15 protein-coding genes are annotated in these 15,699 nt (G+C 40.6%); 4 read left to right on the forward strand and 11 right to left on the reverse strand.

Features of this window, described 5'->3' with window-relative positions:
- Positions 1-120: 120 nt before the first annotated feature.
- Entirely contained in the window at positions 121-945 is an 825-nt protein-coding gene (locus tag FY049_RS10705) for an NAD(P)H-binding protein (RefSeq protein ID WP_446083705.1), read from the reverse strand.
- 59 nt (positions 946-1,004) lie between these two features.
- On the opposite strand from FY049_RS10705, the gene recG reads away from it, so the two are divergent.
- Genes recG through FY049_RS10720 form a run of 3 tightly spaced genes read left to right on the forward strand, consistent with a single transcriptional unit; the run spans position 1,005 to position 4,120 of the window.
- On the forward strand, positions 1,005-3,050 hold the full coding sequence (gene recG, locus FY049_RS10710; protein WP_034614392.1) for an ATP-dependent DNA helicase RecG: 2,046 nt from the start codon (positions 1,005-1,007) through the stop codon (positions 3,048-3,050).
- A 17-nt stretch (positions 3,051-3,067) separates the two neighbouring features.
- Positions 3,068-3,454: a DUF7668 domain-containing protein gene (locus FY049_RS10715; protein WP_056512165.1), complete on the forward strand. Its 387-nt coding sequence runs from the start codon at positions 3,068-3,070 to the stop codon at positions 3,452-3,454.
- Between the two features lie 36 nt (positions 3,455-3,490).
- Entirely contained in the window at positions 3,491-4,120 is a 630-nt protein-coding gene (locus FY049_RS10720) for a ComF family protein (RefSeq protein ID WP_056512164.1), read from the forward strand.
- A 52-nt stretch (positions 4,121-4,172) separates the two neighbouring features.
- Here FY049_RS10720 and FY049_RS10725 read toward each other — a convergent pair whose 3' ends face one another.
- Both FY049_RS10725 and FY049_RS10730 read right to left on the reverse strand, forming a co-directional pair.
- Positions 4,173-4,571: an NUDIX hydrolase gene (locus FY049_RS10725; RefSeq protein WP_446083706.1), complete on the reverse strand. Its 399-nt coding sequence runs from the start codon at positions 4,569-4,571 to the stop codon at positions 4,173-4,175.
- 77 nt (positions 4,572-4,648) lie between these two features.
- A complete protein-coding gene (locus FY049_RS10730; protein WP_004816846.1) occupies positions 4,649-5,266 on the reverse strand; it encodes an LOG family protein in 618 nt (205 codons plus the stop codon).
- Between the two features lie 158 nt (positions 5,267-5,424).
- Here FY049_RS10730 and FY049_RS10735 point away from each other — a divergent pair, with 158 nt between their 5' ends.
- Positions 5,425-6,438, forward strand: a complete 1,014-nt coding sequence (locus tag FY049_RS10735; RefSeq protein WP_004725641.1) for a magnesium and cobalt transport protein CorA — start codon at positions 5,425-5,427, stop codon at positions 6,436-6,438.
- A 115-nt stretch (positions 6,439-6,553) separates the two neighbouring features.
- Here FY049_RS10735 and FY049_RS10740 read toward each other — a convergent pair whose 3' ends face one another.
- The 8 genes from FY049_RS10740 to dxs form a co-directional block, all read right to left on the reverse strand.
- Positions 6,554-6,841, reverse strand: a complete 288-nt coding sequence (locus FY049_RS10740) for an anti-sigma factor antagonist (RefSeq protein ID WP_004725639.1) — start codon at positions 6,839-6,841, stop codon at positions 6,554-6,556.
- A 27-nt stretch (positions 6,842-6,868) separates the two neighbouring features.
- On the reverse strand, positions 6,869-7,489 hold the full coding sequence (locus FY049_RS10745) for an MlaC/ttg2D family ABC transporter substrate-binding protein (protein ID WP_004725637.1): 621 nt from the start codon (positions 7,487-7,489) through the stop codon (positions 6,869-6,871).
- 21 nt (positions 7,490-7,510) lie between these two features.
- Positions 7,511-8,188: an outer membrane lipid asymmetry maintenance protein MlaD gene (gene mlaD / locus FY049_RS10750; protein ID WP_004725635.1), complete on the reverse strand. Its 678-nt coding sequence runs from the start codon at positions 8,186-8,188 to the stop codon at positions 7,511-7,513.
- The gene (gene mlaE / locus FY049_RS10755; RefSeq protein ID WP_004725633.1) at positions 8,188-8,967 is read right to left on the reverse strand and encodes a lipid asymmetry maintenance ABC transporter permease subunit MlaE; all 780 of its coding nucleotides are present in this window, start codon (positions 8,965-8,967) and stop codon (positions 8,188-8,190) included. Before mlaE ends, mlaD begins: the two co-directional genes overlap by 1 nt.
- Positions 8,964-9,782 (reverse strand): ABC transporter ATP-binding protein, encoded by an 819-nt coding sequence (locus FY049_RS10760; protein WP_004725631.1) that lies wholly within the window; start codon positions 9,780-9,782, stop codon positions 8,964-8,966. Before FY049_RS10760 ends, mlaE begins: the two co-directional genes overlap by 4 nt.
- Positions 9,783-10,193: 411 nt before the next feature.
- Positions 10,194-12,131 carry a DEAD/DEAH box helicase gene (locus FY049_RS10765; protein WP_244014199.1) on the reverse strand — a complete coding sequence of 646 codons (1,938 nt, stop codon included), beginning with the start codon at positions 12,129-12,131 and terminating at the stop codon, positions 10,194-10,196.
- Between the two features lie 656 nt (positions 12,132-12,787).
- On the reverse strand, positions 12,788-13,618 hold the full coding sequence (locus tag FY049_RS10770) for an inositol monophosphatase family protein (protein WP_004725624.1): 831 nt from the start codon (positions 13,616-13,618) through the stop codon (positions 12,788-12,790).
- A 130-nt stretch (positions 13,619-13,748) separates the two neighbouring features.
- Entirely contained in the window at positions 13,749-15,653 is a 1,905-nt protein-coding gene (gene dxs / locus FY049_RS10775) for a 1-deoxy-D-xylulose-5-phosphate synthase (protein WP_446083707.1), read from the reverse strand.
- Between the last annotated feature and the right edge of the window lie 46 nt (positions 15,654-15,699).

A 15,699-nucleotide genomic window follows, 5' to 3' on the forward strand; every position in this document is an offset into this window, starting at 1 on the left:
GAGAGGGAACTTCTCAAGTCCTCTATAATAAACAATACTGAACCAACCCATTTTAATATCTAACAATTTTTTAGTTCATTTACAAACTTATCTAAAACGTAAAATGATCCTTGAAAATACCTAGTATATTTTAAGGTTTAAATTCTTCTGATAATCAAGATAGCAATTTTGATGTGCCCACTTAAATCCTGTTGCAAGCATCCTCTCCGCAAAAATCTGCTTCCCTGTTTGATTGGAACTTTCTAAAACCAAGTGCGATAAATTCAACTGTTGTTGGAACCATAAAATTATTTCATGCAATGGTAGCGGTTGATTATTTGTACAAATATATGATTTTTCTGGATGTTCCACGTGAAGCAAATGTGCTAAGAAATCTGCAAGGTCATCTATATGGATTCGATTTGACCAATGAATATTGGGATAGCTTGGCGTGGTTTCTGCAAGCTTAACCATACGAGCAACGGATGTGCCATAAATCCCAGTTGGGCGCACAATCACACATTTAGATGGATAAGCCTGTTGCCATCGCTGCTCCATTGCCAATAACAACTGCCCCTGTTGATCACTTGGAATAGGCATTGACTCATCATCAATACATTCACCACGGTTTTCCCCATAAACACGTGTCGATGAAACCACAATAATTCGTTTGAGCGGATGGTCTTTTAAAGCCTTCACAATCGGCTGCACCGAGCCGACATAGGTTTGTTGATAATTTTCGATAGCACATAGCGGAGAATTTCGAGATGGTGCGAGCAATACATACACCACATCGACAGGCTGAATTTGCGCTAAATCGAGTTGTTGAATGTCTTGAATCAAATGTTGTGCGAAATCATCATCTTTCGCACTTCGGCTAACTGTAGTAATTTGGTGATCTTGCTGAAATAATTGTTTGGCAACACGTTGCGATGTTTTACCATAACCAATAAATAGAATATGCATTACACGACCTATTCTTTGAAACCGATTTTCAAAATCAATCAAACTTAAGTTGAGGGGACATGGCTGCCGTCCATCAATTGCAAGGGGTTGGCAATGCCGCCGCTGCTTTACTTGAAAAACTAAATATTTTCACCACAGATGATTTGCTGTTTCATTTGCCACGTGATTATGAAGATCGTAGCACGATCATTCCCATGAACCAATTACAAGTCGGTCGTAGTTATCTCATGGAAGGCGTGGTCAGATCAATCGATATGCCACCTGGTAAACGCAAATCGATGGCGATTTTATTGCAAGATGATTTTGGCAAGGTTACCTTACGCTTTTATCATATCTATAAAGCACTCACAGATCGTGCTAAAGCGGGTAATCGTTTAAGAATCTTTGGGGAAGTCCGTGTTGGCGCTCGTGGCCTTGAACTTTACCATCCTGAGATCCAGTTAATTACTGAACATACAGCGCTCCCTAAAACGCAACTGACAGCAATTTACCCTGCCACCGAAGGCTTAACCCAACCCAAATTACGTGAATACGTTAAGCAAGCTTTAAACCAGCACGCTGATGCTTTACCTGAGTTATTACCTGAAAAGTTCACCAATGGTTACGCGCTTAAACAGGCGCTGGAGTATATTCACCACCCTCCTGTAAATGCCAATATGCTACAACTTTCACAAGGCTCTCACCCTGCTCAACAACGTTTAATTTTTGAAGAATTGGTTGCACATCAAATCAGCCTATTAACCCGACGTGCTTATATTCAACAAATTGCAGCGCCAGCATTTTCAACCAGTAAAAAGTTTGCAAAAGCCTTATTGGCAAGCTTACCTTTTGAAATGACCAATGCACAAAAACGTGTATCAAACGAAATTGCCAAAGATTTAAAACAAAACAAACCCATGTTGCGACTGGTTCAGGGCGATGTAGGTGCAGGTAAAACATTGGTTGCAGGTGTTGCGGCTTGTCATATTTTGGAAGAAGGCTGGCAAGTGGCGCTGATGGCACCGACTGAGATTTTAGCTGAACAGCACTATATCAATTTTAAGAAATGGTTCGAGCCACTCGGTTTAAATGTGTCATGGCTTTCAGGCAAACAAAAAGGCAAGGCACGCGCTGCGGCTGAACAAACCATTAAGGATGGAACTGCCAATATTGTAGTGGGTACCCATGCTTTATTTCAGGACAATGTTGAATTTTCCAAACTTGGTCTCGTAATTATTGATGAACAACATCGTTTCGGGGTAGATCAACGTCTAGCTTTACGTAATAAAGGCGTGGATAACACCACGCCACACCAACTGGTCATGACAGCAACACCAATCCCTCGCACACTGGCAATGTCTGCCTATGGTGACCTAGATACCTCAGTGATTGATGAATTGCCCCCTGGACGTACTCCCATTCAAACAGTCACGATTCCACTTGATAGACGCGAAGAAGTGCTGAATCGTATCACCACCAACTGTGCTGAGGGTAAACAGGCGTATTGGGTCTGTACACTGGTCGAACAATCAGAAACTCTCGATGCTCAAGCAGCAGAAGCCACCTATCAAGAGATTAAAGATCGCTTTCCACAAATTAATATTGGCTTAGTCCATGGAAAAATGAAAGCCGATGAGAAGCAACTGGTCATGCAACAATTCAAAGACAATGAATTGCAACTGCTGATTGCAACGACAGTGATTGAAGTCGGGGTCGATGTTCCAAACGCTTCCATTATGGTGATTGAAAATGCTGAACGCTTAGGCCTGTCTCAGTTGCATCAGTTACGTGGTCGTGTCGGTCGTGGTGCAACCGCAAGTTTCTGCGCCCTACTCTATAAACATCCTTTATCACAAAATGGCCAAGAACGTTTACGCATCATGCGTGAAACCAATGACGGTTTTATCATTGCAGAAAAAGACTTAGAAATTCGAGGGCCAGGTGAATTACTGGGCACCAAGCAAACAGGAGATTTGGGTTTCCGTGTCGCCAAGCTAGAACGAGATGATCATTTACTCAATCAAGCACATTATGTTGCCAGTCAAGTACTAAAAGATGATCCAGAAAATGCTGAAGCTTTATTAAAACGCTGGTTACCTGAAGCGCCGAGATATGCGTATGTCTAAATAACAAGGAAGAAAAAATGATACCCGAAGTTCCTGTTCCATATGATCCAGAGTTTCAATCTCCAATTCCAACAATTTGGAGAGACACAATTATTTTGATTGTTGATTCTTTTAAAGATAAAGATTTTGCTCGTTTGAATACTATTCCGAATATTGAATTGATTGACCAAGAATATGCTTCAGAGCTTGTAGAATATATTGTGGACTATGGAGCCCATCTTATCAGTTTACCCAAAGACACTTGGAATACATCAGTATGTCTATACATGGAGGATGAATTCTGGAAAGCAATCATTGATCTATTTACTGCTGAGGAAGGTTGTAGTGACTTAATTCTTGATCTTCATATTTTTAAAAAACAAAATCAGTTTGAGTTTCAAATTAATGGTATCTATGTACCATAAACAAATTCTCATAAAATCAAAAGAAAAAGAAATTCTATGCTCCAATTTATCAACCAACTTCTCCATAAAAGCATACAAAGCCTTTCCCCTTGCCTCCTTTGTGGAATAGACCGACAACAACAGCATTCCCTTTGTAACACGTGTTGGAACGAACTTCCTTGGTATAAGCAGCATATAGAACGGCATCAACACCAGATTGTTTGTGCTCACCGTTACGACTTCCCAATTGATCGCATCATCCAAGTCTACAAATATGAACAGCAACTGCAATATCAGACGCTATTGGCACACAGTTTATTGAATTTAACTTTACCTAGAATTCAAGCCATCGTTCCTATGCCGATTTCTACAGCTCGTTTAAAAGAACGAGGCTACAATCAAATGCTGATTATCGCCAAAATCATGGCAAGACAATTAAATATCCCTGTATGGCAACCCGTGATTCGAGAGGCGCAACACTCACAAAAAGGTTTAAGTAGAATTGAGCGCTTAGAAAATATTGAATATCAATTTAAAATGATCAAAACAGAAAAAAGAAAATATAAAAAAGTACTGATTATTGACGATGTCGTGACCACAGGCAGCTCAATACATGCTTTAACCCTTGCTTTAGAAAACTTGGGCTGCCAGCAGATTTATAGTGTCTGTATTGCCGCAGCTCAATAAATTTTCATCATCGCTCAGCGATACAAATACTGTGAAGCAAACATAGCGAAAATTATGAATGGATTAAATTTGCTTTACACCATGGGATGACGATCTCTTTGGTCAATGGTGCTAAAAGCGTTTGCGCATCATCCAAATCAATCCATTTCATTTCAGCAATTTCTGCATTAATTTTGGGTGTTTGCTCTAGGTCAACTTGATAGAGATAACTCACCAATTGAAAGTCTGCTTCATTGGCTGCTTTTGTTTCAAAATGCCCAATAAACTGAGTAATCTCTGCTTGAACACTAATTTCTTCTAAAATCTCACGCAACATGGTCTGCTCAGGTGGTTCATTGGGCTCAAGCTTTCCACCAACCTGCATAAAAAATTGTGTATTTTGCTTTCTCACCAAGAGCAATTGATTTTTATCATTCAAAATCACAGCTGCCGCGACAGTAATTACATTCATAAGATTTAAAAATAGAATAAAAACACAATATATTGTGACAGCAATAAATTTAAAAACAATATATTGTGTTTTAGTTTTTAACCAAATGTACGATCTGCTTGATCTAATTTAACCAATTCTTCACGTTCTTTTACGCCCCATTTTGGTTCTGGCGCTTGATAGTGACTAAACTGGGTTAGAATTTCTTCGATCGAGGCAGAATCAATCAACTGATCTGTAAAACGCGCTTTAGAAAAACCTTTGTCTGTCGTGAGTTGAATAAATTTTAATAAATCATCATAAAAACCTTCAACATTTAAAAATGCACAAGGTTTTAAATGAATTCCCAATTGTGCCCACGTCCATTGCTCAAAAATTTCTTCAATGGTTCCTGCACCACCAGGCAATGCAATAAAGCCATCGGAAAGTTCAGACATTTTTGTTTTACGTTCATGCATATTTTTAACAATATACAGCTCGGTCAAATCTGGATGTGCCAATTCACGATCGACCAATCCCTGAGGGATCACACCAATCACTTTGCCTCCTGCTGCCAAAGCACTGTCAGCGACGATGCCCATTAAGCCTGAACGGCCACCACCATAGACCAAAGTTTTCCCTTGCTTGGCGATTGTTTCACCAGTCAGCTCTGCAACATCAGCAAAAATTTGATCCGTACCTAATGATGAACCACAAAAAATAGCAATAGAATTCATAAATTTAACCTAACTTTAATTTTGTCATGCTAAAAATGCAGACGACCAATCAAGATTTTTTTTACAAAACAGCAATGTAATGAGTGTTTTTCCTAAAATCCTTGTCTAAAATACACACATCAAATCGACACCACACTGCGCAAGGGAGAAAAGACATAATGCTTGAAGCCTTTTACGCCACTGAGCGCGGTAGCTTAGAAGATGCAACAATTAATGGTGGATTCGACCTACATCCTGAATTGGTATGGGTTGACCTCATTGCACCTTCACAAGAAGAACAAGAATGGGTTTTAGATGCTTACCAGCAAAATTTACCAACTCTTAAATCTTTAGAAGACATTTCATCCTCTGCACGATTCTACCGTGATGATGATGGGATTCTACATATCAGTACTTATTTTTTAACAAAAAATAAAAATTACCAAGTTGAAGGCGATCCCGAAGATACTTCAAACATGCTTGCCAATGTGCAAACGGTTGCATTCATTTTGCATAAAGACCGCTTATTTACCTTACGTGGTGAAAAGCTGGTTGCCTTTCGTGCCTTTCGCGCACGTGCACGCCGTAATGACTATGAAATTGAATACAAAGATCCGACATGGATTCTTTTAGGCTTATTAGAAGCAAAACTAGATGAGCTTGCGGATATCTTAGAAGATATCCACAAAGACTTAGAGTTATATTCCACAGAAGTCCTCAACGTACGTCATCGTGAAATGATTTTAGATTTAGATGACATGATTACCCGTTTAGCACAAAAGGAAGATATGCTTGGAAAAGCGCAACTTTGTCTGATTGACTTACGTCGTGTCTTAACCTTTTTGTCTCGTCCTCGCGCATTGGGGAGCCATATCTATGATGCAGATATTCGAGAGTTAAGTGAGGATGTACGCTCCCTTGTAGAACATGATGCGTTCTTGTTTCAAAAAGTTCGATTCTTGCTTGATACCACTTCTGGATTTATTAACACTGAACAGAACGATACCATTCGTCGATTCTCTATCTTACCCAGTATGCTTGCGCCACCGATGTTGATTGCCAGTATTTATGGGATGAACACTGAGATTCTGCCATTTGCCCATGGCCACTGGAGCTTTTATGTCGTAATTACCATCTTAATTGCTTTCTTCGTGGGGCCTTTGGCTTACTTTAGATGGAAGAAATGGATTTAAATACCGTCTTCCACTTATTGGATTGAGTTGAGATTTACCACTGCTCAAAGCAGAAAGAAAAATGAGTCAATAAAAAAGCACCTTTAGGTGCTTTTTTACATCAATCTTGCATAGGCTAAATTAATTTCAAGTCATCTTGCAAATGGCAAGCTTGAATAATTTTCATCATCTTTTCAGGCACTGCTTTAAACTGCAGTCCCTGAAGATTTGGTGTTTGACGTAACCACTGCACAAACACAGATAAAGCAAGGGTACTGCCATGTTCAAGCTGTGATAGATTCACAGTTATTGGAAAATTTTTCTCATTTTGAATCACTTTCAAACCATTTAAATAATAGCTTTCAGCATTCTCGTAAGCAATTTTACCGCTAACATATAATTCCTGATTTTTAAATTCAATCACTCGCTTGCACCTATCTATGTTATGAGCTTACTTCTTAACAGCAGCGTCTGCATCAGGCTTGAATGTTGCAATTGCTTTATCAATATTGCCGCCATTACGTTGCACATTCGCAGCAAATTGGTTACGGAATTGCAAACCTAGATCGATACCTGACACATTCAAATTACGTACTTTCCATTGGCTACCTGCATCAGACAATTGGAAAGATACAGGGATCTTTTCGCCATTGTTATTGAAGTCTAAAGTAACGACAGGAAACTTGCTGTTGGTTGCCTTATACGGACGCATTGAATACGATTGATTTGAATACTTCGCAAATGCGCTACCATAATTCTCAATCAAAGTATTACGGAAGTTTTGTTCAAATTGCGCACGTTGAGCAGGGGTACTGCTATTTGCATAAGTTCCCATCACAATACGTGTAAACGCTTGACCATCGACATAAGGATCAAGGTTTTGGCGAACAATCGCTTTCACAGTAGCAGGGTTTTGCAATTTACCTTGATCTGCTTTTAAGCGCGAAATCAGGCCATCAGCAACACGTTTAACAAATGCTGGTGGTGCTTCTGCTGGAGCCGCTTGAGCCGCAGTCGCCACCATAGTTGCCAAAATAGTTGCAGTAAAAGTTTGTTTTAACAGCATGTTCATTTTCAATAACTCCTCTAATGCCTATTCAACAAATGAAGTTTGAGCATCAGTTGTTTCAGTGGATGCAGATGCATCTTTAGCTTCCGATGCGCCAGTTGATGATTTTCCTGCACCACCCGTAATAAATTTGGTAATCAAATCTTCTAGATCCATCGTACCTTGGGTATTTTCAATACTTTCACCACGTTTAATGTAGTTAATGCCGCCGCCTGGTACGATTTTCAAATATTTTTCGCCTAAAAGACCATTGGTTGCGACCATTATGTAAGCATCTTCATCAATATTTGTGATGGATTTCATGTTACCTAACAGTTGCGTTTCCATTTCTTTTTGTTTCTCAGGTGTCGCAGCCTGATAATCAGCACTGTAATGTAAATCACCTAGCGCATTTTCTTTTACTTTTTTCAACTGTTCTGCATTGAAGGTGGTCAATGAACCATCCAAATCGAATCTAACCGTTGCATGACGTGTCACAGGATCAAGTGTAATCGCATCAACTTGTCCAATTTTAACACCACTCATGGTCACCTTGGCACGCGGTTTTAAACCATTCACATTGTCGAATGTTGCAGTCATTTCATAACTGTCTTTTAAGTTTGTACCGACCAAGCCACTCACTTTCATGGCTAAAAAGAATAGAGCAAGACCAAAAATGATGACAAAAATACCGACGGTCAGCTCACTAGCACGTGATTTCATTAAACACCTCCGAACATGACCGCAGTCAACACGAAATCAAAACCTAAAACACATAACGATGAATACACAACAGTACGTGTCGTAGATGTTGCGATACCTTCAGATGTTGGTTCACAAGCATAACCTTGATACACCGCAATCCAAGTACAAATTAAAGCGAATACTAAACTTTTAATGATGGTCCCGTTAAACACATCTTTCATAAACTGGGTGCTACTCAGAATACCACTCCAGTATGAGCCTTCGTCTGCGCCAAGAAAATCAACACCGACCATTTTGCCACCCATAATACCAATCGCAGCAAAGATCACAGACAGCATCGGTAAACTCACAATACCTGCCCATAAACGTGGAGAAATCACACGCTTTAACGGATCAACACCGATCATTTCCATACTGGATAATTGTTCAGTTGCCTTCATTAGGCCAATTTCAGCAGTCAAAGCAGAGCCAGCACGACCAGCAAAAAGCAAGGCAGCCACAACAGGCGCAAGTTCACGTAACAAGGTTAAAGCCACAGCCGCGCCCAACATGGCTTCACTACCAAAAGTGACCAAGATGTTATACATCTGCAAACCGAGTACTGCACCAATGAACAGACCAGATACAGCAATGATCAATAAAGACAGTACGCCTACTCGATACATCTGATAAATGAAAAGTTTTACACCAAGTATTGTTGGCAAAGAGAATAAAATGCGCAACAACATGAGCATTGCAACACCAATGCCCTGAACACGTTCTAGAACGCGTCTACCCAATAAGGCAATAGCATTCATGAACTAACCTCATTACTTAAATAGGCTTGATGACTAAATTGATAATCAACAGGACCTTCAACCGAACCTGTTAAAAATTGCTGTACAAATGGAGAAGCGTGTTGTTGCAATTGCTCAGGTGTCCCCTCGCCTTGCACCTTACCTTCAGCCACAACATAAATATAGTCAGCAATTGATAATGTTTCATCAACATCATGTGAAACAATAATTGTTGTTAGATCTAAAGCATCACGTAATGATCGAATTAATCGGGTCAAAACCCCCATCACAATCGGATCTTGCCCAGCAAAGGGTTCGTCATACATAATCAAGTCTGGGTCAAGCGCAATCGCACGAGCAAGCGCCACGCGTCGATTCATCCCGCCAGAAAGTTCTGCGGGCATTAACTTTTCAGCACCACGCAAACCAACCGACTCTAATTTTAGTGCCACCAACTCAGCAATTAAATTTTCTGGTAATTTTGTATGTGCGCGAATTGGAAAAGCAACATTTTCATAGACGGTCATGTCGGTAAATAACGCACCACTCTGAAATAACATCCCCATACGCGCACGTGCAGCAAAAAGCTCATTACGTGACATTGAAGCAATGTTTTTCCCATCAAGTCGTACTTCACCAGCATCTGGGCTAAGCTGACCACCAATGAGCCGTAATAAGGTTGTTTTACCCGTTCCAGATGGTCCCATGATTGCGGTAATTTGCCCACGACGAATCTGCAAACTCACATTATCGTAGATAACGCGTTCACCTCGGTTAAAACTTAAATTTTTGACTTCAATTAAAGCTTCAGCTTCGGAATGACTGTGTTTATTCATAGCTGAACTTTTTCCTGCATTTATCAGCCCACATACTATACTCTTAAATATCTATATGTTTTGTAATTAAAAGATAATAAAAAATCATAAAGAATATTCATCTTTATAAACAATGTTACTTGGGCTATTTTTTAGTTTTTTACTTTTAAATTTTATTTAATGAGCAAATAGATTATCTAAAAAGCAGGCTATAAAAAAAGTACCCAACATTTGAGATCAATAAAAGTGAGAACATATATAACATAATTACCTCAAAGAAATCATCAACTTTATTAGATTCAATTTTTCATAAGTTAAGTCTAACTGTTTTATTAAATAAATTGAACTATGTCACACTTTATTCTACCAAATACTTTTTAACTTGCAATAAAAAACCAGCCTTCAGGCTGGTTTTTTATTAAAAATATCTAATTAATCGTTGAATTTGCGACGCGGACGGTCTGCATTGAATTCACGTTTTGGACGGTCTTCACCACCAAATTCACGCTTAGGACGATCTTCACCGCCAAACGCACGTTTAGGACGATCTGAATTAAATTCACGCTTCGGACGGTCTTCACCACCGAATGAACGCTTAGGACGATCATCACCGAAAGAACGTTGTGGACGGTCACCAAAACCACCTTCACGACGTGGTGGACGATCACCAAAATCACGCTTAGGACGATCAGCAAAACTGCCTTCACGACGTGGTTTGTAATCTACGCTGTTACCACGGTTGTCATCATTCGAGTTAAAACGAGGTTTATCGTTAAAACCGCCTTCACGACGTGGACGATCAGAGTTGAAATCACGCTTAGGACGATCTTCGCCACCGAATGAACGTTGTGGACGGTCACCGAAGCCACCTTCACGACGTGGTGGACGATCACCAAAATCACGCTTAGGACGGTCTTCACCACCGAATGAACGTTGTGGACGATCACCGAAACCACCTTCACGGCGTGGTGGACGATCACCAAAATCACGCTTAGGACGGTCATCACCATAAGATGGACGATCACCACGTGGTTTGTCATCGAAGCTACGACGTGGACGATCATCACCGCCTTCACGACGTTTGAAGTTTGATTCACCTTCAAAACGACGACCACCGCCAAAACCGCCACGACCGCCTTCACGACGACCACCACCGTTACTACGACCACGACCGCCACCATCACGACTACCGCGAGCTGGAGGTGGAGATGGCTCTAAACCTTCGATTTCAGAAACACTTAAACGCGCTTCTAAATAATCTTCTAAAGCACGGATCTTACCGCGTTCACGGTAAGTTGCTAAAGTGATTGCTTTACCAGTACGACCCGCACGACCTGTACGACCAATACGATGCACATAATCTTCATTCTTCATTGGAAGACCGAAGTTAATTACGTGAGAGATTGTTGGTACGTCAAGACCACGAGCAGCTACGTCTGTAGCAACAAGAATTTTTGCACGACCTTCACGGATACTGCGTAAACGACGGTTACGTACAGTTTGTGGCATAGCACCATGAAGCGCAACAACTGAAAGACCAGCTTCTGCAAGCTCTTCAGCAAGCATATCTGTATCTTCTTGAGTTGAAGCAAATACAACTGCTTGATCTACGTCTTCTTCATTTAACCAATGCGTAAGCAATTTTTTCTTATGCTCAAAGCCATCAGTCCAATGTAAAGTTTGGGTAATATCAGTATTTGTAGAATGACCTGTTTCAATTGCAATACGTTCAGGTTCGTTCATCATGCGTTCAGCAAGATTAATGATACGTGGTGCAAATGTTGCAGAGAACATTAATGTTTGTTTACGATTTAAAGCTAAATCGCTGATTGCTTCTAGGTCTTCAGAGAAACCTAAGTCAAGCATACGGTCAGCTTCATCGACGATTAAAGCATCAACTAAATCAAGTTTAATTTGACGACGGTTTACAAGATCAAGTAAACGACCTGGAGTCGCAACAACAACTTGTGCACCTTTTAATTGTTGGATTTGCTTACCAAAAGGCATACCACCCATGATTGCTGCAACACGTACACCTTTCATATGGCGTACAAATGCAATCGCATCTTGACATACTTGTTGTGCAAGTTCACGAGTAGGTGAAATCACCAAGATATTTGGTTGAGTTACTGCTTTCATACGATCTTTAAATGGTACAAAAGTATCTTGACCAGCTAAAGCGTTTAACGTAGGGAGTAAGAATGCAGCAGTTTTACCAGAACCAGTTTGGCTTGATACTAGAAGGTCTTTTCCTTCTAAAGCCGCTGGAATAGATAGTTCTTGAACAGGAGTCGGCGTAGTAAAACCAAGACTCTCGAGTGCTTTCTGTAGCGACTCGTCTAATGAAAATTCAGCAAAAGTTTTGCTCATAGAGATATTCACCCTAATGTGGGTGCTCCATTAATATATGGTCTGATGGACATCGGCAAAAAGCGGCACAGCAATAATCGCTGAAAATATAGAATCAGCGGCGATCCGAGAACGACGATGCGTATAACGCACATTTGATAACAGCCGCAACCTGAAGGAATCGCTTAAGCGATTGGGTGGGGCGCGAAATATTGTCCTCTCTTTGGACCGGACGCGCATACACAATATAGAAGAGAAATGTTCAGGTAATGAACGAAATTTAGTGCGTGCGCAGAGTATAGCAGAATTTATAATAATGTCACGAAGTTTTATTGTTTTTTCCTGTATTGTATTAAGTCATTCATTATCATCAGGAATTAAATAAAAAACTTGATCTACAGCTAAACTTTCATCCTCAAAATATCTGCTACAGCTACCGCTAAACACTCCACGGTAAACTCGCCTAGAATAATCGTATTGGATTGCCAATGATATGCACTCTTAGCGTCCCCCAATAAGTCGTATTATTTTTATATAAGTACTATTCGCTAGGTCTTGCAATCACGAAAGTTTTAACAACGACATTCCGTATTAATAGTATCGCATTAAATCGCAACGCATAAAAAAGCCCTCATAAAGATGAAGGCTTTTTAAAACTCAATCTACACAAGTATAAATTACTTCGCAGCTTCACCCCAAGCAGGAACAACAGCTTGCATCAATGGTTTTAACATTTTCATAGAACAAGCAATCACTTGACCATTTTCCATAGAATCTGAACCACCACGAGCATCAACGACTGTACCACCCGCTTCTTTCACCATAAGTTCGCCTGCTGCGATATCCCAAGGTTTTAAACCGAGTTCAAAATAACCATCTAAACGACCAGCTGCAACATAAGCCAAGTCCAATGCAGCAGAACCCGCACGACGATATTGTGCGCCAGCTTCAGTTACATTTAATAATGATTCAAAATGGTTTTTCGCATAAGAAACAATCTCACCATTACGTTTAGCGCGGTAAGCATGACCTACACCCATAAAGGTATTTTCAAGACTGTCTTTAACATTCACACGAATACGACGTTGATTCAACATTGCGCCACGACCACGGCTTGCAGAGAATAGCTCATCTTTCACAGGGTCATAGATAACACCGTGTTGAGTTACACCTTTATGTTGAACTGCAATAGATACACAGAAATGTGGGAAAGCATTGATAAAGTTTAAAGTACCATCAAGAGGATCAATCACCCAACACCAATCAGCATCGTGACCTTTACCTTCTTGTAGCCCAAACTCTTCACCAAGGAAGCTGTGATTTTTATAACTTTTACGAAGCGTATCAATAGTCAACTGCTCGATATAACGATCTACACGAGTTACTGGACCATCAATACCTTTTTCTTCGACTTGTAGATCGAGTTTATGACGATTTTGATGCGCTTTTAAAAGCTCTTGACCAACTAACTGAGCCGCACGCGCAGCCATCACCACCATAGGTTCCATTGAACACCCACTACAAATTTGAAGATACTGATAAAGAATAATGCATAAAAGCGCCGACATTTTAGCAAATATCGGCGCTTTTTGGGAAATTTTGTTGCTAAAATTTTACAACTTTAACTTTTACATGAGGTTAAACGTGTTGTACCAGCTTTAACCAAGCCTGTTCAATCGAGTTTTGAATACCTTTTACATCTAAACCACAGTCTTGGAGCATTTCAGAATGGCTTGCTTGTGCGAGGAATTCATCAGGTAAACCTAGGTTTAAAATTGGCTTCACAATTTGCGCCTGTGCCAAGAACTCATTTACCGCACTACCTGCACCCGCCATTACAGCATGTTCTTCAACAGTTACAAATAAGTGAGTTTTGTCTGCCAAATCACGAATAATCTGTTCATCCAATGGTTTCACAAAACGCATATTGATCACACGAATTGCAATATCCAACTTTCGTGCCAGTTGTTTTGCTGATTCAAGCGCAGGTTGAACTCGACTACCAAAGGCCAAAATCGTGATACCTTCTTCGTGTTCAGTATTGAGTTCTAACAATACTTCAGCTTTACCAATTTCCAGCTCAATCAACTGTTGTTGAATTTCTACACCTAAACCATTACCGCGTGGATAACGTACTGCAGTTGGGCCTTTGTATAGATATGCTGTATGCAACATTTGACGACATTCGTTTTCGTCTTTTGGCGCCATGATCACCATATTGGGTACGGTACGCATATAAGCATAATCATACGCACCAGCATGCGTAGGACCATCTTCGCCGACTAAACCTGCACGATCAATACCAAAGGTCACATCAAGATTTTGTAAAGCGACATCATGAATCAATTGGTCATAACCGCGTTGCAGGAAGGTTGAATAAATCGCCACAACTGGCTTCAATCCTTCACATGCCATACCCGCAGCTAATGTCACGGCATGCTGTTCTGCAATTGCAACATCAAAGTAACGCTCTGGAAATTGTTTAGCAAACTGTACCATGCCTGAGCCTTCACACATGGCAGGCGTAATTGCGAGTAATCTGTCGTCTTGTGCAGCTTCATCACAAAGCCATTGCCCAAATACATCTGAATATTTTGGCGCTACATTTTTAGTTGCTGATGCATTAATTTTGCCAATCGCATGATATTTAATTTGATCCGCTTCAGCAGGTGCAAACCCCTTACCTTTCACGGTATAGACATGGATCAGGCGTGGCCCTTTACGCTTTTTCAGCGCATTAAAGACTTGTACCAATTGCTCCACATCATGACCATCAAATGGGCCAAAATAATCAAAACCAATCGCTTTAAATAGATTATCCGCAGCATCAGTCGCAGATTGATGTAAACGAGAGTTGTAGTTCCATTCAGGGCAATCCTGTACAAAAGCTTGCCCATCTTCATCAATATTGATGAATTGCCCTTGTTCCCAAATTGCAGCTAAATGCTTTGCAAAACCACCCGTGCTACATGAAATCGACATATCATTGTCATTGAGCACCACCATCAAATCAGCATTATGCGCCACTGCATCATTCATGGCTTCAAATGCCATTCCAGCAGTCATCGCACCATCACCAACGATGGCAACAACTTCACAAGGGTCTTTTTGATAACGACGTGCCAAAGCCATACCCAAGCCAGCAGAAATTGCAGTCGATGAATGTCCTACACCAAAAGTGTCAAATTCAGATTCATCCCGTGCTGGAAAAGCCGCCAATCCATCTTTAGAACGGATGGTCATCAATTGCTCACGGCGTCCTGTAAGGACTTTATGTGGATACGCCTGATGGCCCACATCCCAAACTAAACGATCTCGTGGAGTTTCAAAACAATAGTGTAAGGCGACTGTTAATTCTATAACGCCAAGGTTTGCACCAAAATGCCCGCCACTTTGTCCAGCAGCATACAAAATAAATTGACGCAATTCGTCTGCGACCTGCGGCAATTGGCTTTGCTCAAACTGACGTAATTGTTGAGGATGATTAATTTCATTCAACAAAGGCGTAACAGGACGATGACTAGGTATTTCGGTATACAACATATGTGGCAAAGCCTTCTAAAGCCTGGCAAATCTAGCTAGGTAAACG

The sequence above is a fragment of the Acinetobacter sp. 1125_18A genome (genome assembly GCF_052824985.1).

Excerpts from the sequence above, each read along its gene's own strand:
- FY049_RS10720 (WP_056512164.1), top strand. The coding sequence starts at position 3,491 with ATGCTCCAATTTATCAACCAACTTCTCCATAAAAGCATACAAAGCCTT.
- FY049_RS10745 (WP_004725637.1), bottom strand. The coding sequence starts at position 7,489 with ATGAACATGCTGTTAAAACAAACTTTTACTGCAACTATTTTGGCAACT.
- FY049_RS10725 (WP_446083706.1), bottom strand. The coding sequence starts at position 4,571 with ATGAATGTAATTACTGTCGCGGCAGCTGTGATTTTGAATGATAAAAAT.
- dxs (WP_446083707.1), bottom strand. The coding sequence starts at position 15,653 with ATGTTGTATACCGAAATACCTAGTCATCGTCCTGTTACGCCTTTGTTG.
- mlaE (WP_004725633.1), bottom strand. The coding sequence starts at position 8,967 with ATGAATGCTATTGCCTTATTGGGTAGACGCGTTCTAGAACGTGTTCAG.
- FY049_RS10730 (WP_004816846.1), bottom strand. The coding sequence starts at position 5,266 with ATGAATTCTATTGCTATTTTTTGTGGTTCATCATTAGGTACGGATCAA.
- FY049_RS10770 (WP_004725624.1), bottom strand. The coding sequence starts at position 13,618 with ATGGAACCTATGGTGGTGATGGCTGCGCGTGCGGCTCAGTTAGTTGGT.
- FY049_RS10760 (WP_004725631.1), bottom strand. The coding sequence starts at position 9,782 with ATGAATAAACACAGTCATTCCGAAGCTGAAGCTTTAATTGAAGTCAAA.
- FY049_RS10715 (WP_056512165.1), top strand. The coding sequence starts at position 3,068 with ATGATACCCGAAGTTCCTGTTCCATATGATCCAGAGTTTCAATCTCCA.
- recG (WP_034614392.1), top strand. The coding sequence starts at position 1,005 with ATGGCTGCCGTCCATCAATTGCAAGGGGTTGGCAATGCCGCCGCTGCT.
- FY049_RS10765 (WP_244014199.1), bottom strand. The coding sequence starts at position 12,131 with ATGAGCAAAACTTTTGCTGAATTTTCATTAGACGAGTCGCTACAGAAA.
- FY049_RS10705 (WP_446083705.1), bottom strand. The coding sequence starts at position 945 with ATGCATATTCTATTTATTGGTTATGGTAAAACATCGCAACGTGTTGCC.
- mlaD (WP_004725635.1), bottom strand. The coding sequence starts at position 8,188 with ATGAAATCACGTGCTAGTGAGCTGACCGTCGGTATTTTTGTCATCATT.
- FY049_RS10735 (WP_004725641.1), top strand. The coding sequence starts at position 5,425 with ATGCTTGAAGCCTTTTACGCCACTGAGCGCGGTAGCTTAGAAGATGCA.